19 protein-coding genes are annotated in these 20,762 nt (G+C 67.4%); 11 read left to right on the forward strand and 8 right to left on the reverse strand.

Annotation, left to right across the window (positions count from 1 at the left end):
* Positions 1-100 precede the first annotated feature (100 nt).
* The 5 genes from AB4Y72_RS01895 to AB4Y72_RS01915 all read left to right on the forward strand — a co-directional run bounded on the left by AB4Y72_RS01895 (position 101) and on the right by AB4Y72_RS01915 (position 4,995).
* Positions 101-1,069, forward strand: coding sequence for an ABC transporter ATP-binding protein (locus AB4Y72_RS01895; protein WP_441424478.1), 969 nt, complete (start codon positions 101-103; stop codon positions 1,067-1,069).
* Positions 1,066-1,863, forward strand: coding sequence for an ABC transporter permease (locus tag AB4Y72_RS01900; RefSeq protein WP_441424479.1), 798 nt, complete (start codon positions 1,066-1,068; stop codon positions 1,861-1,863). The genes AB4Y72_RS01895 and AB4Y72_RS01900 overlap by 4 nt, the downstream gene beginning before the upstream one ends.
* 7 nt (positions 1,864-1,870) lie before the next feature.
* Positions 1,871-2,815, forward strand: a complete 945-nt coding sequence (locus AB4Y72_RS01905; protein ID WP_441424480.1) for a COX15/CtaA family protein — start codon at positions 1,871-1,873, stop codon at positions 2,813-2,815.
* A 217-nt stretch (positions 2,816-3,032) separates the two neighbouring features.
* Positions 3,033-3,557, forward strand: coding sequence for a hypothetical protein (locus tag AB4Y72_RS01910; protein WP_441424481.1), 525 nt, complete (start codon positions 3,033-3,035; stop codon positions 3,555-3,557).
* A 280-nt stretch (positions 3,558-3,837) separates the two neighbouring features.
* On the forward strand, positions 3,838-4,995 hold the full coding sequence (locus AB4Y72_RS01915) for an acyltransferase family protein (RefSeq protein WP_441424482.1): 1,158 nt from the start codon (positions 3,838-3,840) through the stop codon (positions 4,993-4,995).
* 88 nt (positions 4,996-5,083) lie between these two features.
* On the opposite strand, the gene AB4Y72_RS01920 is transcribed toward AB4Y72_RS01915, so the two are convergent.
* Complete coding sequence (locus AB4Y72_RS01920; protein WP_441424483.1) at positions 5,084-6,046, reverse strand: heme o synthase; 963 nt, start codon at positions 6,044-6,046, stop codon at positions 5,084-5,086.
* Between the two features lie 506 nt (positions 6,047-6,552).
* On the opposite strand from AB4Y72_RS01920, the gene tkt reads away from it, so the two are divergent.
* The 6 genes from tkt (at position 6,553) to pgl (ending at position 14,816) form a co-directional block, all read left to right on the forward strand.
* On the forward strand, positions 6,553-8,670 hold the full coding sequence (gene tkt / locus AB4Y72_RS01925; RefSeq protein WP_441424484.1) for a transketolase: 2,118 nt from the start codon (positions 6,553-6,555) through the stop codon (positions 8,668-8,670).
* Between the two features lie 62 nt (positions 8,671-8,732).
* Positions 8,733-9,848: a transaldolase gene (gene tal / locus AB4Y72_RS01930; RefSeq protein ID WP_441424485.1), complete on the forward strand. Its 1,116-nt coding sequence runs from the start codon at positions 8,733-8,735 to the stop codon at positions 9,846-9,848.
* A gap of 6 nt (positions 9,849-9,854) precedes the next feature.
* Positions 9,855-11,492, forward strand: coding sequence for a glucose-6-phosphate isomerase (locus AB4Y72_RS01935; protein WP_441424486.1), 1,638 nt, complete (start codon positions 9,855-9,857; stop codon positions 11,490-11,492).
* A 15-nt stretch (positions 11,493-11,507) separates the two neighbouring features.
* Positions 11,508-13,070, forward strand: coding sequence for a glucose-6-phosphate dehydrogenase (zwf, locus tag AB4Y72_RS01940; RefSeq protein ID WP_441424487.1), 1,563 nt, complete (start codon positions 11,508-11,510; stop codon positions 13,068-13,070).
* Positions 13,067-14,008 carry a glucose-6-phosphate dehydrogenase assembly protein OpcA gene (locus AB4Y72_RS01945; RefSeq protein ID WP_441424488.1) on the forward strand — a complete coding sequence of 314 codons (942 nt, stop codon included), beginning with the start codon at positions 13,067-13,069 and terminating at the stop codon, positions 14,006-14,008. Before zwf ends, AB4Y72_RS01945 begins: the two co-directional genes overlap by 4 nt.
* Positions 13,998-14,816, forward strand: a complete 819-nt coding sequence (gene pgl / locus AB4Y72_RS01950; protein ID WP_441424489.1) for a 6-phosphogluconolactonase — start codon at positions 13,998-14,000, stop codon at positions 14,814-14,816. Before AB4Y72_RS01945 ends, pgl begins: the two co-directional genes overlap by 11 nt.
* Here pgl and AB4Y72_RS01955 read toward each other — a convergent pair.
* The 7 genes from AB4Y72_RS01955 to whiA all read right to left on the reverse strand — a co-directional run bounded on the left by AB4Y72_RS01955 (position 14,769) and on the right by whiA (position 20,752).
* Complete coding sequence (locus AB4Y72_RS01955) at positions 14,769-15,164, reverse strand: RNA polymerase-binding protein RbpA (RefSeq protein ID WP_441424490.1); 396 nt, start codon at positions 15,162-15,164, stop codon at positions 14,769-14,771. The genes pgl and AB4Y72_RS01955 overlap by 48 nt on opposite strands.
* 118 nt (positions 15,165-15,282) lie before the next feature.
* A complete protein-coding gene (secG, locus tag AB4Y72_RS01960) occupies positions 15,283-15,540 on the reverse strand; it encodes a preprotein translocase subunit SecG (RefSeq protein ID WP_090956085.1) in 258 nt (85 codons plus the stop codon).
* A 49-nt stretch (positions 15,541-15,589) separates the two neighbouring features.
* Positions 15,590-16,405, reverse strand: coding sequence for a triose-phosphate isomerase (gene tpiA, locus AB4Y72_RS01965; RefSeq protein WP_441424491.1), 816 nt, complete (start codon positions 16,403-16,405; stop codon positions 15,590-15,592).
* Between the two features lie 81 nt (positions 16,406-16,486).
* Entirely contained in the window at positions 16,487-17,713 is a 1,227-nt protein-coding gene (locus AB4Y72_RS01970) for a phosphoglycerate kinase (protein WP_441424492.1), read from the reverse strand.
* A 10-nt stretch (positions 17,714-17,723) separates the two neighbouring features.
* A complete protein-coding gene (gene gap, locus AB4Y72_RS01975; RefSeq protein ID WP_441424493.1) occupies positions 17,724-18,734 on the reverse strand; it encodes a type I glyceraldehyde-3-phosphate dehydrogenase in 1,011 nt (336 codons plus the stop codon).
* A gap of 265 nt (positions 18,735-18,999) precedes the next feature.
* Positions 19,000-19,623: a superoxide dismutase gene (locus tag AB4Y72_RS01980; protein WP_018772998.1), complete on the reverse strand. Its 624-nt coding sequence runs from the start codon at positions 19,621-19,623 to the stop codon at positions 19,000-19,002.
* A gap of 148 nt (positions 19,624-19,771) precedes the next feature.
* Complete coding sequence (whiA, locus tag AB4Y72_RS01985) at positions 19,772-20,752, reverse strand: DNA-binding protein WhiA (protein WP_441424494.1); 981 nt, start codon at positions 20,750-20,752, stop codon at positions 19,772-19,774.
* Positions 20,753-20,762 lie beyond the last annotated feature (10 nt).

Genomic DNA, 20,762 nt, shown 5'->3' on the forward strand with positions numbered 1-20,762 from the left:
TCATGTCGTAATTTACTCCGCCGATCCAGTAAGGCATGGCTTTCCTGCGGGCGCGGCCCGCACCGGGGGAACGCCGTACTACATCGCGTAGAATGCTGTGGTGCGATCTCCCGAATCCCCCGTTCTGACCATCAGCGGGCTCGTCAAGGATGTTGGTCCACTGCCCACCCTCGACGGCAAGATGCTGCGGGTGGTCAGTGGACTGTCCCTCGTTGCCGAACGCGGCCAGGTCACCGCCCTGCTGGGTGCCAACGGCGCCGGCAAGACCACCACCATCGAATGCGCCCAGGGCCTGCAGAGGCGCACCGCCGGCAGCATCAGCCTGCTGGGCCAGGATCCCGACTCGGCCGGGGCTGAGCTCCGGGCGCGCGTCGGAGTCATGCTGCAGGACGGAGGCCTGCCGCCGTCGGCCCGTCCCATCCCCCTGCTGCGGCACATCGCCGGCATGTACCAGGACCCGTGGCCGGTGGATGAGCTGATTGCGCGCCTGGGCATTGACTCGTTCAGCCGGACCTCGGTGCGGCGCCTCTCCGGCGGGCAGAAACAGCGCCTGGCCCTGGCCGCCGCCTTGGTCGGCAACCCGGAGGTGCTCTTCCTGGACGAGCCGAGCGCCGGTCTGGACCCCCAGTCCCGCCAGATGGTCTTCGACCTCATCTCCGAGCTGCGCAACGGCGGGATGGGAATCATCCTGACCACCCACCTGATGGACGACGCCCAGCGCCTGGCCGACTACGTCTACATCATCGACGCCGGCCGCAATGTCGCCGAGGGCACCGTAGCCCAGCTCCTCCGGCACGAGCTTCCCGCCGGCGACGAGGGACAGCACGTCCGCACCCTGCTGTTCGAGACCGAGCCGGGGCTGGACTTCACCGGCGTGCTGCCCGACGGCGTCGACGTCACCGAGGCGCGGGCCGGCAGCTACGCCGTCACCGGCGCCCTCACCCCCGCCGACCTCGCCGCGATCACCGCGTGGTGGGCCGCCCGGGGGATCATGCCCAGCTCACTGAGCCTGGAGGCACGCAGCCTCGAGGACGTCTTCCTGGACATCTCCGGAAGGGAGATCCGATGACCCGCGTTTCCGGCAGCGCACCCCTGGGCAGCGCAGCGCCTACGCCGGGCGGCAGCGCACCGGCTCCGCTGCTGCGCCGAATCATGCTGCAGGGGCAGTACGAAACCATCACCATGCTCCGCAACGGCGAGCAGCTGATCCTCGCGATCGTGCTGCCGCTGCTGGCCATGGTCGGCCTGACCGTGACCCCGCTGCTGGACGGACTCGGCTCAAGCCGGATCAACGTCGCCGTCCCCGGCATCCTGGCCCTGTGCGCCATGTCCACCGCCTTCACCGGGCAGGGCATCGCCACCGGCTTCGACCGCCGATACGGTGTCCTGCGTTTCCTGTCCACCACTCCCCTGGGCCGCACCGGACTCATTGCCGGGAAGATCCTGGCCGTCCTGGCCGTCCTGTTCCTGCAGGTGCTCGTGGTGACCGCCGTGGCCCTGATGCTCGGCTGGCAGCCCAACCCCGCCGGCTGGCTCCCCGGCCTGGCCATCCTGGTCCTCGGGGCCGCATGCTTCACCGCGCTGGGACTGCTGGTCGCCGGCACGGTCCGGCCGGAGGCGACCCTGGCCATCACCAACCTGCTCTGGATCCTGCTCGGCGCGCTGGGCGGGATCGTCATCCCGGCCGAACGGCTCCCTGCCCTGGCACAGGCTGTGGTGCATTTCCTTCCCTCCGGCGCGCTGGGCCAGGCGCTGCGGGATGCTTTCCTGTACGGCAGCGTCAACGCTGACGCCGTCCTTGTCCTGCTGCTCTGGACGGCGATCGCCGGCGGCGCAGCAATCCGTTGGTTCAAGTGGAATTGAGAAAACTGTGAGCACGGCGTCACGCACTCCCCGGATCATCTCCGGGTTCACCTCCCGGCTGCCCGTCACGGTCGACAAGAGGATCCGGCGGCTGGCCGTCTTGTCCCTCGTCGGCCAGATCGTCCTGGTGGTGACCGGCGGCGCCGTCCGGCTGACGGCGTCGGGTCTCGGCTGCCCCACCTGGCCGCGCTGCACGGAGGGGTCCCTCGCGACGACGCCGGAAATGGGTTACCACGGCATCATCGAATTCGGCAACCGGCTCCTGACGTTCGCGCTGGCCGCCGTCGCCGTGATGATGCTCGTCTACCTCTGGAACCTCCGCAAGGAACGCCGCGACCTCTTCCTGCTGGCCCTCGGCCTGCTCGCGAGTATTCCGGCGCAGGCCATCATCGGCGGCATCACGGTGCTCACTCAGCTGAACCCGTGGGTCGTGGGCCTGCACTTCCTCGTGTCGATGGCCCTCGTGGTCCTCTCGACCCTCCTGGTGAACCGCGCCTACGGCCGCACCGGCAAAGCCAGGACGGTGCAGCTCCCCGTCCTGCCCGGCGCCGCCCGCCCGGTGATGGCCGCCGTCGCATTCTTCTCCGCCCTGGCCGTCTGCCTGGGCGTGGTGGTCACCGGAGCCGGCCCGCACGCCGGCGACGCCAATGCCCCGCGGAATAACCTCGACTGGGACCTCTTCGCGCACATCCACGCCATGCCCGCCTACCTCGTGACCGCCGGCGCCCTGTTCGGCGTGTTCCTCGTGGTCCGCGGACGGATCCCGGGGCCGTTCCGCTCCGCAGTGTTCATGCTGCTGGGTGTCACAGTGCTCCAGGCGGTCATCGGCTTCACGCAGTACTACAACGGCATCCCGGCGCTGCTGGTCGGCGCGCACATGCTGGCGGCTGCCCTGCTCATGAGCGCGGCCACCAACGCCGCGGACCTGGCCCGCTCCAGCCCGGTGGAGTAACACCAGGCCCCCATTAGCTCCGCCAAGTAGCAACGCGGGGTCATTTACCGCCCATGCCGGAGCTTCGGATGGGCTGTAAGTGACCCCGCGTTGTGGTTTGCGCGCCGGGCTGGCCTTGACGGGGCCACCGGGAGGACTATGAGATGGCATGGAGATGGATCGTCTCGGCAGTGGACTTCTCGTTCGCTCCGTAACGCCGACCGGAAGGCCTTCGCAGATGCAAGAGATCGAACCGGCATCGCCCCATTCCGCCTCCGCCCGCCAGCGCGCGGCGAGCCTCAAAGAGCGCGTCTACATCATTTTTACGAGCCTGGCGGTCGTGTTGGCGCTGCGGAGCCACGCGGACGAGACGACGCCCGCGGCTGCCGCGGCCACGCTCAGCATTGTGGTGATCGGGTCCCTGCTGGGGATCTTCGTTGCCGACATGCTGAGCCACCTGACGGTTCATTCGCAGCTCCCCACCGGGGAAGAACTGCACCATATGATCGCGGTCAGCGCCGAAGGCCTCGGCGTCCTGGTGACCCCGCTACTCCTGCTCGCGGCCGCCGGCCTCGGGATCTGGTCCACAGCTGTTGCCCTCGGGTGGGCGGTCGTCGTCCTAGTGGTCTCCCTCGCCGTCGTCGGCTTCCTCGCCATCCGAAACCTGGAGATCCCGCTCCGCCACAAGGCCGCCATCATGTTCGCGGAAGTGGTCCTGAGCCTGCTGGTGATCGGGCTCGAACTTGTCGCTCACAACCTCTGACCAGGACGCGAGACTTCCCCCACATTCGCGAACGGGTTACCGCCCGGCCGCTTGTCCAAACGGGAAGGTCTTCGCAATACTGGGAGGCGTAGCCCCTTTCGGGCCCGCCCCTGCCCGGGCAGCCGCACAGCCGGCGTCAGGATTCGTCCAGCCAAGGCGGGGATACTGGGATACGGCGCCGGACAGGCGCCGCAATCGCATCCATGGACAGAAGGACGGCTCGGTTTTGCCTTGATGCAGCTGGAATCGGAACCGTCCAGACAGAGGCACCGGAGGATATGTGGCGTTACTAGTCGGCGAAAGGCCCGCAACAACGGCCCCCCACACTGAAAAGCGCCAACGGCTCGATGGCCTGGACGTTCTTCGTGGCGCCGCCGTTGGCGCGGTCCTGCTGGGACATTCGTGGCCGGGGATCTTTCAGGGTGCCGGCATTGTCGGCGTGATCGTCTTCTTCGTGCTGAGCGGGTACCTGATCACCAACGTGCTGGTCCGGGACATCGAACGGCACCGAAAGATCCGGTATGGGCGGTTTTATGCGCATCGGGCGTTCCGGCTGGTCCCGGCGCTCATCTCGCTTTTGGGCGTCTACGCCGCCGTTGAAATGGCCACGGACGTCCTCGGGGACCGGTCCAAGGGAATCGTCGGTTACACCATCCTCGCGGGGCTCGGCTACCTCAAAGACCTTCCCCTGCCTTTTGACGTCAGCATGGCCATCGGTCCGCTGTGGACGCTGGCGGTGGAAGAACAGTTCTATCTGCTCTGGCCCGCGCTGCTGGTGTTCGCCCTGCGCCGCAGCCGCCAAGGGCGGCTGATTGGCTGGTCCACCGCCGTCGCCCTGTTCCTCATGTCGGCCAGTGTGCTGGCCATGATGACCATGGCGCCGCAACTTCACGCCCTGGTCTACGCGCTGCCGACCACGTGGGGGCTGGGCCTGATCATCGGCTCGGCCCTGCGCCTGTACCGGCTCCGGGTGTTCCGCTGGTTCTCCGACCGCCGGCTCCGGCAGGCGGCCCTGCTCGCGTCGGTGGGGATCCTGGCGGGCCTGATCTATTTCCCGAAAGCCAACGAAACTCCCTCCTTCATGTTTATTGGCGGCCCGCTGGCCATGCTCGCCTCCGCCGTCCTGGTCACCCTGGCCGCCTCCCGCACCGCAGTGATGCCGCATTGGACACGCCCGCTACAGCTGCTCGGGGGCGTTTCCTACGCCGCGTACCTCTGGAACTACGTCGTCATTCTCTGGCTCAACGGCGGGTCGACGGCCGACCTGCCGCCGCTCGTGGCCGTGTCGGCGATCGTGCTGACCCTGGTCATCGCGGCCGTCAGCTGGCACACGGTCGAGCGGCTGGGACGCATCGCGCGGGCCCGCTTCGACGAGCGCTATCCGGACCGGCGCCCGGCTGCCGGCAAGGTTGATGCCGGGGTTCAGTCCGCAGCGTGATCTCTGGCCGGCCTGACCCGGTTCCGTTAAACTGCGAACGCTCCCCCACCACAGGTGAGGGAGCGTTCGGAGCAAGATCCGGCAGTCGTCAGCCGCCCATGACGGCGGAGCCGACGAACGGGTCCACTGCCAGGGCAATGAAGAGCAGCGTCAGGTAGCTGATGGAGCCGTGGAAGACCTTCATGGCCCCCTTGTTGGAGACGTCGCCGGCCTGGGCGCGGTTGTAGAGGGCGTGCGACTCGTACAGGAACCACGCGCCGGCTGCGACGGCGGTCACCGTGTAGACCCAGCCCGCACCGCCGGCAGGGATCATCAGCAGCGAACACGCCACCATGGCCCACGCGTACAGCACCACCTGTACCGAGACCACCTTGGCGCCGGCGATCGCCCCCAGCATCGGCACGTTCGCGTTGCGGTAGTCCTCGCCGTAGCGCATGGACAGCGGCCAGTAGTGCGGCGGAGTCCAGAGGAAGATCACCATGAACAGCACGACGGCGGGCCACTGGACCGTGTTGGTGACGGCGGCCCAAGCGATCAGGACGGGAAAGCAGCCGGCGGCGCCGCCCCAGACAATGTTCTGGGCCGTACGCCGTTTGAGGATCATGGTGTAGATCACGACGTAGAAGACGATGGCGCCGAGCCCCAGCCATGCCGAGAGCGGGTTGGCCCCGAACCAGAGGATGGCGATCGCGGCAGCGCCGAGCAGCCAGGAGAAGATGAGTGCCTCGCGAGGGGTGACCTCGCCGGTAACCAGCGGCCGGTTCTCCGTGCGGTGCATGAGCTTGTCAATGTCACGGTCGATGTAACAGTTGAACGCACCCGCGGAGCCTGCCGCGAAGGCCCCGCCCACCAGCGTCGCCAGGATCAGGCCGATCGACGGGAATCCCCGTTCGGCGTAGATCATGGTGGGCAGCGTGCTGACGAGCAGGAGCTCGATGACACGGGGTTTCGTGAGCGCCAGGTAGGCCTTCGCTTTGCGGCCGAAGCCCATTCTTCCCGAGGCCCGGGAGGCGTTCAGCGGCGTATTTGTTGTGCTCACGGTGGCAGTCACTCTGTTCTGTCTGGCTGGGCAGTTCTGTCTGGCTGGGCAGCCCCGGGTGCATTTCGCAATGCGTATTGCTGCGGAGCTCTTGCTGCGGAACGGGCTTCGCGGTCAGCGCAGACCCGTGTCCTTGCCCGGTCGAAGGCCACCACCCATCATACCGTGACGCTGCCGGCGGCCGGGCCGCCGCGGGGTCCGCATGATTCCAGGGCGTTAACGCGTGCTCACAGAGCCGACGGCGGACGGTGATTCATCTAAGCGAAATCAAGTCCATTTGGTGAGATATACGCTGACCACCAACTGGAATGGGACTAGGCTGTCTTTAGATCAGCGCACACGGGCACGCCACCGGCAGTTGCCGAAAAGCCGCCCCGCACCTGCGTCTGAATGATAGATCAACGTTTCGATGGTGAACGGCTGGTACGAACCGCAGCGGGCACCACACTGTGCCCGAGGCAGAACCGAGCGTACCGCCGGCCGTCAGCACAGAGAGGGGCCCGGTTTTCGTGCCACATTTGGAAGAGCAAGAACTGTCATGGACTACCTTGGATCAGCGTGCCGTGGACACTGTCCGCGTGCTGGCCGCGGACGCGGTGGAGAAGGTCGGCAACGGCCACCCCGGTACCGCGATGAGCCTGGCGCCGGCTGCCTACCTTCTCTTCCAGAAGCTGATGCGCCACGACCCGAAGAATCCGGACTGGCTGGGCCGTGACCGGTTCGTCCTGTCCCCGGGCCACACCTCCCTGACCCTGTACATCCAGCTGTTCCTGTCCGGTTACGGCCTCGAGCTGAAGGACCTGGAGGCGCTGCGCACCTGGGGCTCCCTGACCCCGGGCCACCCGGAGTACAAGCACACCGCCGGCGTGGAAATCACCACCGGCCCCCTGGGCCAGGGCCTGGCTTCCGCTGTGGGCTTTGCCTACTCGCAGCGACGGATGCGCGGCCTCTTCGACGCGGACGCCCCGGCCGGGACCAGCCCGTTCGACCACACCGTCTGGGTCATCGCGTCCGACGGCGACCTCCAGGAAGGCGTCACCTCCGAGGCGTCCTCGCTCGCCGGACACCAGGAGCTCGGCAACCTCGTGGTGATCTACGACGAGAACCACATCTCGATCGAAGACGACACCGACGTCGCCTTCACCGAAAACGTCCTGGGCCGCTACGAGGCCTACGGCTGGCACACCCAGCGGGTCGACTGGACCCGCACCGGCGACTACGTCGAAGACGTGCAGGAGCTGCATGCCGCGTTGCTCGCCGCGAAGGCTGAAACCACCAAGCCGTCGATCATTTCGCTGCGCACCATCATCGGCTACCCGGCGCCGAAGAAGCAGAACACCGGCAAGATCCACGGTTCGGCCCTGGGCGCCGAGGAAGTCGCGGCCCTGAAAAAGATCCTCGGCTTCGACCCGGAGCGCGCCTTCCAGGTCGACGAGGACGTCCTCTCCCACACCCGCGAGGCTCAGGCCCGCGGCGCCGAGGCCCGCACCGCCTGGCAGAGCAGCTTCGAGGCGTGGCAGTCGGCCAACCCGGAAAAGGCGTCGCTGCTCGAGCGCGTCGAAGCCAAGAAGCTCCCCGTGGAACTCGACGCCGCCCTGCCCGTCTTCGAAGCCGGGAAGGACGTCTCCACCCGCGCCGCATCCGGCAAGGTCCTGAACGCGATCGGCCCGGTCATGCCCGAGCTCTGGGGCGGCTCCGCCGACCTGGCCGAGTCCAACAACACCACGATCGAAGGCTCGCCCTCCTTCATCCCGACCTCCCGCTCCACCGCGGCCTGGAAGGGCAACCCGTACGGACGGGTCCTGCACTTCGGCATCCGCGAACACGCCGCCGCCTCGATCGTGAACGGCATCTCCCTGCACGGCCGGACCCGGGCGTTCTCCGGCACCTTCCTGATCTTCTCGGACTACCAGCGCCCCGCGATCCGCCTCGGCGCCCTCATGGGCGTCCCGTCCCTGTACGTGTGGACGCACGACTCGATCGGCCTCGGCGAGGACGGTCCCACCCACCAGCCCGTGGAACAGCTCGCTTCCCTGCGCGCCATTCCGGGACTGGACGTGGTCCGCCCGGGAGATGCGAACGAGGTTGCCGCGGCCTGGAAGGTCATGCTGGAGAACCATGACAACCCGGCCGGGATCGTGCTGACCCGCCAGAACATCCCCACCTGGGAGCGCGGCGACGGCGACGCCGCCGGCGACACGTTCGGCTCCACCGCCGGCGTCGCGAAGGGCGGCTACGTCCTGGCCGAAGCCTCGAAGGACGGCGCCACCGTCCCGGCGCAGGTCATCCTGATCGGCACCGGCTCCGAGGTCCAGCTGGCCGTGGCCGCCCGCGAAGCCCTGCAGGCCGACGGCATCCCCACCCGGGTCGTGTCCATGCCGTGCGTGGAATGGTTCAACAAGCAGGAAGCCGCCTACCGCGAAGCCGTGCTCCCCGCCGCGGTAAAGGCCCGCGTTTCTGTCGAGGCCGGGCTTGCCCTGGGCTGGAAGGAATTCGTTGGCGACGCCGGGCGTTCCATCAGCCTCGAGCACTTCGGCGCCTCGGCGGACTACAAGCGCCTCTTCCAGGAGTTCGGCATCACCGCGGAAGCCGTCACCGCCGCCGCGAAGGACTCCCTCGCCAGCGTCACAAACTGACCCACCCCCGCGGTTCCGGGGACTTCGCGCCCCCGGAACCCCTCATTTCCAGGAGTTATGACATGACTACCCCCACCCAGCAGCTGTCCGACGCCGGCGTCTCAATCTGGCTCGACGACCTTTCCCGCGGCCGCCTGCAGACCGGCACCCTGCGTAAGCTCATCGAAGAGAAGAACGTCGTTGGCGTCACCACTAACCCGTCCATCTTCCACGCGGCCATCACCGCGGGCACGGACTACGACGCCGTCATCGCGGCCCAGGCCGCGGCCGGCGCCACCGTTGAAGAGACGGTCTTCGAAATCACCACCACCGACGTCGCCGACGCCTGCGACCTCTTCGCCCCGGTTGCCGCCGCCACCAAGGGCGTCGACGGCCGCGTGTCCATCGAGGTAGATCCCCGCCTCGCCTGGGACACCGCCGGCACCATCGCCGAAGCGAAGCACCTGTACAAGAAGGTCAACAAGGACAACGTCCTGATCAAGATCCCGGCAACCCTCGAAGGCCTCGAGGCCATCACGGCCACCCTGGCCGAGGGCATCAGCGTCAACGTGACCCTGATCTTCTCGCTGGAACGCTACCGCGCCGTCATCAACGCCTTCCAGTCCGGACTCGAGCAGGCCAAGGGCAACGGCCACGACCTCTCGACGATCCACTCCGTGGCGTCCTTCTTCGTCTCCCGCGTCGACGCAGAAATCGACAAGCGCCTCGACGCCATCGGCACCGACGAAGCCAAGGCACTCAAGGGCAAGGCTGGCCTGGCCAACGCCCGCCTGGCCTACCAGGTCTACGAGGAGCTGTTCGCCACCGAACGCTGGGCGCTTCTGGCCGAGGCCGGCGCCCTGCCGCAGCGCCCGCTGTGGGCCTCCACCGGCGTGAAGGACCCGGCCTACCCGGACACCCTCTACGTCACCGAACTCGTCGCGCCGGGCGTGGTCAACACCATGCCGGAAAAGACCCTCGACGCCACGTTCGACCACGGCGCGATCACGGGTGACACCGTCACCCGCGGCTACGACGACGCCAACGCGACGCTGAACTCCCTCGACGCGCTGGGGATCTCCTACAACGATGTCGTGGCCCTGCTTGAGTCCGAGGGCCTGGACAAGTTCGTGTCCAGCTGGAAGGAACTGCTCGGGGACGTCGAGGGCGCCCTGGCCTCTGCACGGAAGGCTTCCTAACCCATCATGAGCACACTTAGCTACGACGCCACCGGCGCAGCCCGCCAGGCACACGATCAGCACCTGCCCGCACTGCTCGAAGACCGCATCGCGTCCCGGATCTTCGCGAAGGACCCCACACTCTGGGGTCCCGACGCCGAGGCCGAATCCGCTGTCCGCCTGGGCTGGGTCGAGGCGGCCACCGTCTCCCAGCCGCTGGTGGGCGGCATCCTGGAACTCCGCGACGCGCTGAGGGCCGACGGCGTGACGCGCATCGTCCTGTGCGGCATGGGCGGGTCCTCCCTGGCACCTGAAGTCATTGCGGGCACCGCTGGCGTCGAGCTGACTGTGCTTGACAGCACCGATCCGGAACAGGTCGGCGCGGCCCTGGCGGACCGCCTGGCCGAAACGGCCATCGTGGTGTCGTCGAAGTCCGGCTCCACCGTCGAGACCGATTCGCAGCGCCGGATCTTCGAGCAGGCGTTCACCGACGCCGGCATCGACGCGAAGAGCCGGATCATCATCGTCACCGACCCGGGTTCGCCGCTGGACAAGGCCGCGCGTGAGGCCGGCTACCGCGCCGTCTTCAACGCCGATCCGAACGTCGGCGGCCGGTTCTCGGCGCTGACCGCGTTCGGGCTGGTCCCGTGCGGACTGGCCGGCGTGGACATCCAGGCTTTCCTGGACGAGGCCGAGGAAGCCGCCGAAATCCTCAATGACGACTCGGAAGACAACATCGGACTGGCCCTGGGCAGCGCCCTGGGCGGCACCAGCCCGCTGCGCAACAAGATCGTCATCGCCGAGGACGGCTCCGGGATCGCCGGCTTCGCCGACTGGGCCGAACAGCTCATCGCCGAGTCCACGGGCAAGCTGGGCACCGGCGTGCTGCCGGTGGTGGCCGGGCCCGCCTCCCCGGAAGCGACACTTGGGGCTCCGGATGTCCTGGTGGTCCGGCTCGTCGCGGCTGACGCCGACGACGTGCAGCTCGGCGCCAACGAGGTCGCCATCGCCGGCGGCCTCCCGACCCAGATGATGGTCTGGGAATTCGCCACCGCCGTGGCCGGCCGGCTGTTGGGCATCAACCCGTTTGACCAGCCCGACGTCGAGGCCGCCAAGGTGGCCGCACGCGGCCTGCTGGACGCGCAGCCCGAGCCGACGCCGGCCAACTTCACCGACGGCGCCATCGAGGTCCGCGGCGGTGCGTGGCTTGGCACCGCAGCCACCGCGGCTGAGGCCTTCAGCGCCCTGCTGGCCGAGCTGGGCCCGGACAGCTACCTCAGCGTCCAGGCCTATTTCGACCGGATCGCCTACGCAGGCTTCGAAGGCGTCCGGGACCAACTGGCTGCGGTAAGCCGCCGCCCGGTCACGTTCGGCTGGGGCCCGCGCTTCCTGCACTCCACGGGCCAGTTCCACAAGGGCGGACCCGCGATCGGTGTCTTCCTGCAGGTCACGGCCGCCTCCGCCACGGACCTCGCCATCCCGGACCGCCCGTTTTCGTTCGGCGAGCTGATCTCGGCGCAGGCCGCGGGTGACGCCCAGGTCCTGTCCGAGCACGGCCGTCCGGTCCTCCGGCTGCACCTGACCGACCGCGCTGCAGGTGTGCTGCAGCTGCAGGAGCTCGTCACCTCTCTTGCCGGCCAGCCAGCATCCTCTACTGAAAGCTAAGGCACCCAAGCAACCATGCCAGAAACCTACATCGGCGGCAGGAACACGGCCGGCCGGGGGCGCAATCCGCTCCGGGACCCCCGTGACCGCCGTCTGAACCGTATTGCCGGACCGTCATCGCTGGTCCTGTTCGGCGTGACCGGGGATCTCGCCCGCAAGAAGCTCATGCCGGCCGTGTATGACCTCGCCAACCGGGGCCTGCTGCCGCCGAGTTTCGCCCTTGTGGGTTTTGCCCGCCGTCAATGGGAGAACGAGGACTTCGCCGCGGAAGTCAAGGAATCGGTCAAGACCTACGCCCGGACCCCCTTCGATGAAACGGTCTGGAAGCAGCTCTCGGAGGGCATCCGGTTCGTGCAGGGCGAGTTCGACGACGACGAGGCGTTCAAGCGGCTCAGCGACACGATCGACGAGCTCGACGAGCAGCGCGGGACGCGGGGCAACCACGCGTTCTACCTTTCCATCCCGCCGAAGGCCTTCGAGCAGGTCTGCCGCCAGCTCTCCAAGCACGGACTGGCCCAGGCCGAGGGCGACAAATGGCGCCGCGTCGTGATCGAAAAGCCGTTCGGGCACGACCTTGAATCGGCGCGGCAGCTCAACGACATTGTGGAGTCGGTCTTCCCGCCGGACGCGGTCTTCCGGATTGATCACTACCTGGGCAAGGAGACGGTGCAGAACATCCTGGCGCTGCGCTTCGCCAACCAGCTCTTCGAGCCGCTCTGGAACGCCAACTACGTCGACCACGTCCAAATCACCATGGCCGAGGACATCGGCACCGGCGGCCGGGCAGGCTACTACGACGGCGTCGGCGCGGCCCGCGACGTCATTCAGAACCACCTGCTGCAGCTCCTGGCCCTGACGGCCATGGAGGAACCGATCTCCTTTAACGCCGATGACCTGCGGGCCGAGAAGGAAAAGGTCCTCGCCGCCGTGCGGCTCCCCGAGGACCTCTCCACCCACTCCGCCCGCGGACAGTTCACCGGCGGTTGGCAGGGCGGCGAGGAAGTCCTGGGCTACCTGGAGGAAGAGGGCATCCCGGCCGATTCGAAGACCGAGACGTTCGCGGCGATCCGGGTGGACATCAACACCCGGCGCTGGTCCGGAGCGCCGTTCTACCTGCGCGCCGGCAAGCGGCTGGGCCGCAGGGTGACGGAAATCGCCGTCGTGTTCAAGCGTGCGCCGAACCTGCTGTTCACCGACCACGGCGAGGACGACTTCGGCCAGAACGCCGTGGTCATCCGGGTCCAGCCCGACGAGGGCGCCACCATCCGGTTCGGATCCAAGGTCCCGGGCACCCAGATGGAGGTCCGCGACGTCACCATGGACTTCGGCTACGGACACTCCTTCACCGAGTCCAGCCCCGAAGCCTACGAACGCCTCATCCTCGACGTGCTCCTGGGGGAACCCCCGCTGTTCCCCCGGCACGCCGAAGTCGAACTCTCCTGGAAGATCCTTGACCCCTTCGAGGACTACTGGGCGGGCCTGGCCGAACAGCCCGAGCCCTATGCGCCCGGCAGCTGGGGCCCCGCCTCAGCCGACGAACTCCTTGCCCGCGACGGACGAACCTGGAGAAGGCCATGATCGTAGATCTTCCCGACACCACCACCTCCAAGATTTCCAAGAAGATCATGGCACTGCGTGAGCAGGGCGGCGTGATCGCCCTCGGCCGGGTGCTGACCCTCGTGGTGGTTACCCGCTCCGGGCTTGAAGAGGAGGCCATCGAGGCCGCCAACGAGGCCAGCCGGGAACACCCGTGCCGGATCATTGTCCTCGCCGACGCCGGGGCCTCCGCCCCGACCCGGTTGGACGCCCAGATCCGGGTCGGCGGCGACGCCGGTGCCTCCGAAGTCATTCTGCTGCGCGGCTACGGTGAACTCGCCGAGGAAAGCGAGTCCCTCGTTGCGGCGCTGCTGCTCCCGGATGCCCCGATCGTGGCCTGGTGGCCGCACGGCGCCCCGAGAAACGCCTGCCAGACCTCGATCGGCGGCATCGCGCACCGGCGGATCACCGACTCGGCCAACGAGGCGGACCCGGTGGCGGCGCTGGAGAACATCCGTCGCACCTACAAGGCCGGAGACACCGACCTCGCCTGGACCCGTCTGACCAACTGGCGCATCCAGCTGGCCGCGGTTCTGGACCAGGTGGACGATGCGCCGGTGACGGCCGTCGCCGTCGAAGGCGCCTCGGACTCCCCCAGCACCATCCTGCTCGCGGCGTGGCTCACCCTGGCCCTGGAAGTCCCCGTGACGATCGTCGCGGACCCGGCCGGCACCGGCATCCGCCGGGTCCGCATGACTCGGGCCAGCGGTGACATCCAGCTCTTCCGGCCGGGGCTGACCGTCGCGGAGCTGACCCAGCCGGGCCAGCCCGCGCAGCGGATCTCCCTCCCCCGGCGCAGCCTCAAGGACTGCCTGGCCGAAGAGCTCCGCCGCCTGGATCCCGACGAAGTCTTCGGCGAAGTGATTACTATGGGACTGCCACGTACCAACCTAAGGAGTGTCCGTCCCAGTGAGCGCTGACCCCAGAGTAAGCATCCATCCTGACTCGACTGTCCTGATGGCTGCAATCGCCGCCCGCCTGATCACCAAGCTGGTCGATATCCAGGACCGGCACGGCGAGGCAACGGTGGTGCTTACCGGGGGCACGATGGGCATCGGCTCGCTCAAGGCCGTGGCCGAATCGCCGGCTGCGCCTGCAGTCGACTGGTCCAAGGTCAACTTCTGGTGGGGAGACGAGCGGTTCCTGCCGGCGGACGACGCCGAGCGCAACGCCCGCCAGGCCCATGAGGCTTTGCTGTCCCGCATTGCCGTCGATCCGGCGCGTGTCCACGTGCCGGGTTCCTCCGATGACTTTGGCAGTCCCGATGAGGCTGCGGCCGACTACGCGCGCCGGCTGGCCGTTGCGGCCGCTGCCGAGCACGCCGCGGACATGTCCGATGACCGGCCGGAACGCCCGGGGCAACTCCCCCGCCTGGACATCGTCCTGCTCGGCGTCGGCCCGGACGCGCACATCGCCTCGCTCTTCCCGGAGCAGGCCGGCATTCGGGAGAAGGAACTGACTGTCGTGGGGGTGCGCAACTCCCCGAAGCCGCCGCCGGGCCGGGTGTCCCTGACCTTGCCGGCCATCAATACGGCCTCTGAGGTGTGGATGGTGGTGGCCGGTGAGGACAAGGCCGGCGCCGTCGGCCTGGCCCTGGCGGGCGCCAATCCGGTGCAGGTTCCCGCGGCCGGGCCTCGCGGCCGCCGCCAGACCCTTTGGCTGATTGACGAAAACGCAGCCTCACGGGTCCCGGAGCAGCTCGTCCGGAAGGGCCCGTCGGGCGCGTAGCCGTTCGAGCGCTCCGGCCAGGACGTCTTCGGCGTCCTGGCTGGAGCGCCGCTCTTTAACGTATTCCAGGTGCGTCTTGAACCCTTCGGCCGGCACGTCCTCCAAAGCGAACTTTGATTCGTCACGGGTGGCGGTGCCGCCGCAGCGCCGGCAGTCCCAGACTCCCGGGATTTGTTCCTCGGGCAGTTGCGCGAACACGAGCGGGGTTTCATGGCCCTTGGCGCACCGGTAGGAAACACGAATACGGGGCTGGCGTACGCCGGCCCCGTTGAGTGGTTCGTGGCGGGGCGTGGCCCCTTCGGTAGCGCCCACACGGATTCCCTTGAATCCGGAAGCAGAATGCAGCATCGGGAACTCCTGGCTACTCAGCTGGTGGAATGGTGCCTGCCTCCAGCAGTGTAGTTCGTGAGTTCCCGATGCCGGGAGGGCCGCATGGCCCCTTATGAAGTTGTCGAAAAGGACGTATTTAGGAGTCGGCTCCGGTGCTGAACCGCATCAGCAGGCCCAGGGCGATGATCACGACGCCCCAGGTGATCCCGAGGATGATGGTGAAGCGGTTGAGGTTCCGTTCCGCGACGCCGGAGGAACTAAGTCCAGAACTCATGCCGCCGCCGAACATGTCCGACAGGCCGCCTCCGCGTCCTTTGTGGAGCAGGATGAGCAACGTCAGCAGGAGGCTGGTGATGCCCAGGAGGACCTGCAGAATGACATGAAGAACGTCCACGACGGCCTTTCAGAAGATTTGGATTGCGGGGGTCAAAGCTGTGTCCGGACTAATCCGTCAACAGGTGACTCTCGAACCTGACAATATTAGCAAACTCGGCAGCGTCCAGGCTGGCACCGCCGACCAGCAAGCCGTCCACGTCGCGCTCGTTCAGGATCGAGGCCGCGTTGTTCGCCTTGACCGAGCCGCCGTAGAGCAGCCGGGTCTTGGCGGCGACGTCTGCTCCGAAGAGCGTGGACAGTTCGGCGCGGATGGCTGCGCACATTTCCTGCGCATCGTCCGGACCGGCGACCTCGCCGGTGCCAATGGCCCAGACGGGCTCGTAGGCGACGACGAGCTCGGCGGCCTGCTCCGGCGTCAGACCTTCGACGCCGGCGCGAAGCTGTGCCAGCGTGTGGTCGACGTGGGTGCCGGCCTGCCGGACCTCGAGTCCTTCACCGACGCACAGGACGGGGGTGATGCCGTGCCGGAAGGCGGCCTTGGTCTTGGCATTGAGTACAGAATCCGACTCGTTGTGGATGGTGCGGCGTTCACTGTGGCCGACCAGCACATAGCTGCAGCCGAGCTTGGCCAGGAACTGCCCGGAGATATCCCCGGTGTAGGCGCCGGAATCGAACTGGGAGAGGTCCTGGCCGCCATATGCGACGGCGAGTTCGTCGCCCTGGACGAGGGTTTGGACGCCCCGGAGGTCCGTGAACGGCGGGAAGACGGCAACCTCCACCCGGCTGAAGTCGTGCTTGGCGTCGGACAGGGTCCACGCAAGCTTCTGCAGGAGGGTGATGCCCTGGACGTGGTCCATGTTCATCTTCCAGTTGCCGGCGATGAAGGGCTTGCGGTCGAATTTTCCGTTGGTTGACGTGGTCACGTGAACTCCAAGTGCTTGTCGTGTGGACGGCGGGCAGGGCGCCCGAATCCTTGCGGAGGGGCACCCTGCCGGCTGAAGGTTTTAGCGGTCGAGGACGCTGAGGCCCGGAAGTTCCTTGCCTTCAAGGTATTCCAGGCTCGCCCCGCCGCCGGTGGAGATGTGGCCGAACTGGTCATCGGCGAAGCCGAGCGTCCGGACCGCGGCGGCGGAATCTCCGCCGCCCACCACCGTGAAGGCATCGGTCTCGGTCAGTGCCTGGGCGATGGCCCGGGTACCGGCGGCGAAGGCCGCGAATTCGAACACGCCCATGGGGCCGTTCCAGAACACCGTCTTGGCGCCTTTGATCCGTTCCGCGAACGCCGCTGAAGATTCCGGTCCGATGTCCAGGCCGATGCCCTGGGTTCCGAAGCTGCTGGACTCGATCGCGTCTGCGGCGACGGTCTCGTGCTCGGCATCGGCGGCGAACTTGCTGGCCACCACAACGTCGGTGGGCACAACAAAATCCGTGCCGGCGTCCGCGGCCCGCTTCAGGTAGTCCTGCACGACCGGGATCTGGTCCTCTTCGAGCAGGCTCCCCGCGACCTTGTGGCCCGCGGCGGCGAGGAAGGTGAACAGCATGCCGCCGCCCACCAGGATCGTGTCTGCCTTGCCGATGAGGTTGTCGATGACGGCGAGCTTGTCGGAGACTTTGGAGCCGCCGAGGACGACGACGTAGGGCCGCTGGGTGTCGGTGGTGAGCTTGCGCAGCACCTCGACCTCCGTGCGGACGAGGTCGCCCTGGTAGGACGGCAGCCGCGTGGCCACGTCGTACACGCTCGCGTGCTTGCGGTGCACGGCACCGAAGGCATCGTCGACGAAGGCACCGTTGCCGCCGGTGAGGGCGACGAGCTCGTCCGCGAAGGCGCCGCGTTCGGCGTCGTCCTTGGACGTCTCGCGGGCGTCGAAGCGCACGTTTTCCAGCACCAGCACTTCGCCGTCCTGGAGCGCCGAGGCCAGCTCCTTGGCGGACGCGCCGACCGTGTCGGCGGCCAGCGAGACCTTGAACCCGGCAAGCTCGGCCAGCCGTGTGGCGGCGGGCTTGAGCGAGTACTTGTCCTCGGGGGCGCCCTTCGGGCGGCCCAAGTGTGCTGTGACCAGCACGCGGGCACCGGCGTCCGTGAGCTTCGCCAGCACTGGCAGGGAGGCCTTGATCCGGCCGTCGTCAGTCACTGTAGAGCCGTCGAGCGGCACGTTCAGGTCACTTCTGACCAGAACGTACCGCCCGCGGACACCATCAGCGATCAGTTCGTTGAGGGTGTGAAATGTCATGAGTCTTACCCTAGCCCAGCTTGGACGCGACAAGCTCCGTGAGGTCCACGAGGCGGTTGGAGTAGCCCCACTCGTTGTCATACCAGGACACAACCTTGACCTGGTTGCCGATCACCTTGGTCAGGCCGGAGTCGAAGATGGATGACGCCGGGTCGCCGACGATGTCCGAGGACACGATCGGCTCATCGGTGTAGGTCAGCAGGCCCTTGAGCTCCTCGCTCTCCGAGGCTGCCTTGAGGGCCGCGTTGACTTCCTCGACTGTGGTCTCGCGCGAAACCGTGACGGTCAGGTCCGTGGCGGAGCCGGTGGGGACCGGGACGCGGATGGCGTAGCCGTCGAGCTTGCCCTTGAGCTCCGGCAGGACCAGGCCGATTGCCTTGGCCGCACCCGTGGAGGTCGGGACCATGTTGATGGCGGCGGCGCGGGCGCGGCGGAGGTCCTTGTGCGGGCCGTCCTGCAGATTCTGGTCGGCGGTGTACGCGTGGATGGTGGTCATCAGGCCGCGCTCGATGCCGAAGGCCTCATTGACAACCTTGGCCAGCGGGCCGAGGCAGTTGGTGGTGCAGGAGGCGTTGGAGATGATGTGGTGCGAGGCGTTGTCGTACAGCCCGTCGTTGACCCCCATCACGATCGTGATGTCCTCGTTGGAGGCCGGGGCGGAGATCAGGACCTTCTTGGCGCCGGCGTCGATGTGCTTCTGCGCGTCGGCCGCCTTCGTGAAGAAGCCGGTGGACTCGATGACGATGTCCACGCCGAGCTCGCCCCAGGGCAGCTTGGCGGGGTCGCGCTCGGCGAGGACCTTGACGGTCTTGCCGTCGACGATGATGTTGCCGTCCTTGACCTCGATGGATTCCGCCAGGCGGCCGCCCACGGAGTCGTACTTGAAGAGGTGTGCGAGGGCTTCCGGGCTCGTGAGGTCGTTGACCGCAACGATTTCAAGGTCTGCGCCCTGTGCGAGGGCGGCGCGGAAGTAGTTGCGGCCGATGCGGCCAAAGCCGTTGATGCCAATACGGGTCGTCACGTTTTCAGTCTCCTTGGTGCTCTTGCGAGCACGACTAGTTGAGAAGGCGTTCAAGCCAACTAACAGATCCCGCACGCCATTGGGCAGAGATAATTACCAGATCGGAGGACGACCAGCCACGTTGCTGAAGGCTAACCGCCTTCCGTGATCCATCTTACGTTTAACTGGGACTGCCCCCGCAAGTGCGGGGGCAGTCCGTCCACATTTCGGGCCGAACGGCCCGTAATGTGAGGTTTGTTACAACCAAGAGACGGTCAGCTCACCCTTAGAGGGTGATGAGACCCGTCGCGTTCTTCCGGGCGGCGTCGAAGCGCTTGGCGACGTCGGCCCAGTTCACGATGTTCCAGAACGCCTTGACGTAGTCGGCCTTGACGTTGACGTAGTCCAGGTAGAAGGCGTGCTCCCACATGTCCAGCATCAGCAGCGGGGTGGTGCCGAGTGCGACGTTGCCCTGCTGGTCGTAGAGCTGCTCGATGACCAGGTTGCCGCCGATCGGCTCGTAGGCCAGGAAACCCCAGCCGGAACCCTGCAGGCCGAGTGCCGCCGCACTGAACTGCGCGCGGAATGCGTCGAACGAGCCGAACGCGTCGTCGATGGCTGCCGCGAGCTCACCCTCGGGCTTGTCGCCGCCGTCCGGGGAGAGGTTCTTCCAGAAGACGGAGTGGTTGATGTGGCCGCCGGTGTGGAACGCGAGGTCCTTGGAGAGGCGGTTGATGTTGGCGAAGTCGCCCTTCTCGCGCGCCTCGGCCAGCTGGGCGAGGGCGTTGTTGGCGCCGGCCACGTAGGCGGCATGGTGCTTGCTGTGGTGCAGCTCCATGATCTTCGCGGAGATGTGCGGCTCCAGTGCTGCGTAGTCATAGTCGAGCTGGGGCAGTACGTACTCGGTCACAAAATCCTCCAATGTCGTGGACAGTTTGTCCGGTTCGGTAACTCTCGGATTGTGCATCCGGATGCGGGACATCCGGAAGATTGCGGGATCCAACGGCGACAACCCGCCGCTGCTCCCGGATATTTCATGCCCGGCTTTCGGGGGTGGCCTAGTCGTCGAGCATTTCGGGTGTCACATTCGCTTCCGTACCCGGAATGCCGAGGTCCTGGGCCCGTTTGTCGGCCATGGCCAGGAGCCGGCGGATCCTGCCGGCGATGGCGTCCTTGGTCATGACGGGCTCGGCGAGGCGGCCCAGCTCGTCCAGGCTGGCCTGCTTGTGCGCGACCCGTAGCTCGCCGGCGTACTTGAGGTGGTCCGGAACGTCGTCGCCGAGGATTTCCAGGGCACGGTCCACCCGGGCACCGGCGGCTACGGCAGCCTGGGCGGAGCGGCGGAGATTGGCGTCGTCGAAGTTCGCCAGCCGGTTGGCCGTGGCACGGACCTCCTTGCGCATGCGGCGTTCCTCCCAGACCATGAGCGCGTCGTGGGCGCCCATCCGGGTCAGCAGCGCGGCGATCGTGTCGCCGTCGCGGATCACCACACGGTCCACCCCCCTGACCTCGCGGGCCTTGGCCTGGATGCCGAGGCGGCGCGCCGCGCCGACGAGGGCCAGGGCCGACTCCGGGCCGGGGCACGTGACTTCCATGGCGGAGGAGCGGCCGGGCTCGGTGAGCGATCCGTGGGCCAGGAAGGCGCCGCGCCAGACGGCTTCGGCGTCGGCGGCGGATCCGTTGACCACCACGGAGGGCAGGCCCCGGACGGGCCGGCCGCGGGCGTCCAGGAGACCGGTCTGGCGGGCCAGCGCCTCACCGTCGCGGACCACACGCACCACATAGCGGCTGCCGCGGCGCAGGCCCCCGCCGGAGACGACAATGATCTCGCTCTGGTGGCCGTAGACCTCGGCAATTGCGGCACGGAGCCGCCGGGCGGTGGAGGCGAGGTCGACCTCGGCCTCGATCACAATCCGGCCCGAGATGATGTGCAGGCCGCCGGCGAAGCGGAGCATGGCCGACACCTCGGCCTTGCGGACCGAGGACTTCTTGATATCCAGACGGGAAAGTTCTTCCTTGACTGATGCTGTCAGTGCCATGGCACCTTTC

This window comes from Arthrobacter sp. YAF34, assembly GCF_052113245.1.
Lineage (GTDB): Bacteria > Actinomycetota > Actinomycetes > Actinomycetales > Micrococcaceae > Arthrobacter.

Excerpts from the sequence above, each read along its gene's own strand:
- AB4Y72_RS01970 (WP_441424492.1), bottom strand. The coding sequence starts at position 17,713 with ATGACATTTCACACCCTCAACGAACTGATCGCTGATGGTGTCCGCGGG.
- AB4Y72_RS01910 (WP_441424481.1), top strand. The coding sequence starts at position 3,033 with ATGCAAGAGATCGAACCGGCATCGCCCCATTCCGCCTCCGCCCGCCAG.
- AB4Y72_RS01955 (WP_441424490.1), bottom strand. The coding sequence starts at position 15,164 with ATGCTGCATTCTGCTTCCGGATTCAAGGGAATCCGTGTGGGCGCTACC.
- AB4Y72_RS01945 (WP_441424488.1), top strand. The coding sequence starts at position 13,067 with ATGATCGTAGATCTTCCCGACACCACCACCTCCAAGATTTCCAAGAAG.
- whiA (WP_441424494.1), bottom strand. The coding sequence starts at position 20,752 with ATGGCACTGACAGCATCAGTCAAGGAAGAACTTTCCCGTCTGGATATC.
- tal (WP_441424485.1), top strand. The coding sequence starts at position 8,733 with ATGACTACCCCCACCCAGCAGCTGTCCGACGCCGGCGTCTCAATCTGG.
- zwf (WP_441424487.1), top strand. The coding sequence starts at position 11,508 with ATGCCAGAAACCTACATCGGCGGCAGGAACACGGCCGGCCGGGGGCGC.
- AB4Y72_RS01935 (WP_441424486.1), top strand. The coding sequence starts at position 9,855 with ATGAGCACACTTAGCTACGACGCCACCGGCGCAGCCCGCCAGGCACAC.
- AB4Y72_RS01900 (WP_441424479.1), top strand. The coding sequence starts at position 1,066 with ATGACCCGCGTTTCCGGCAGCGCACCCCTGGGCAGCGCAGCGCCTACG.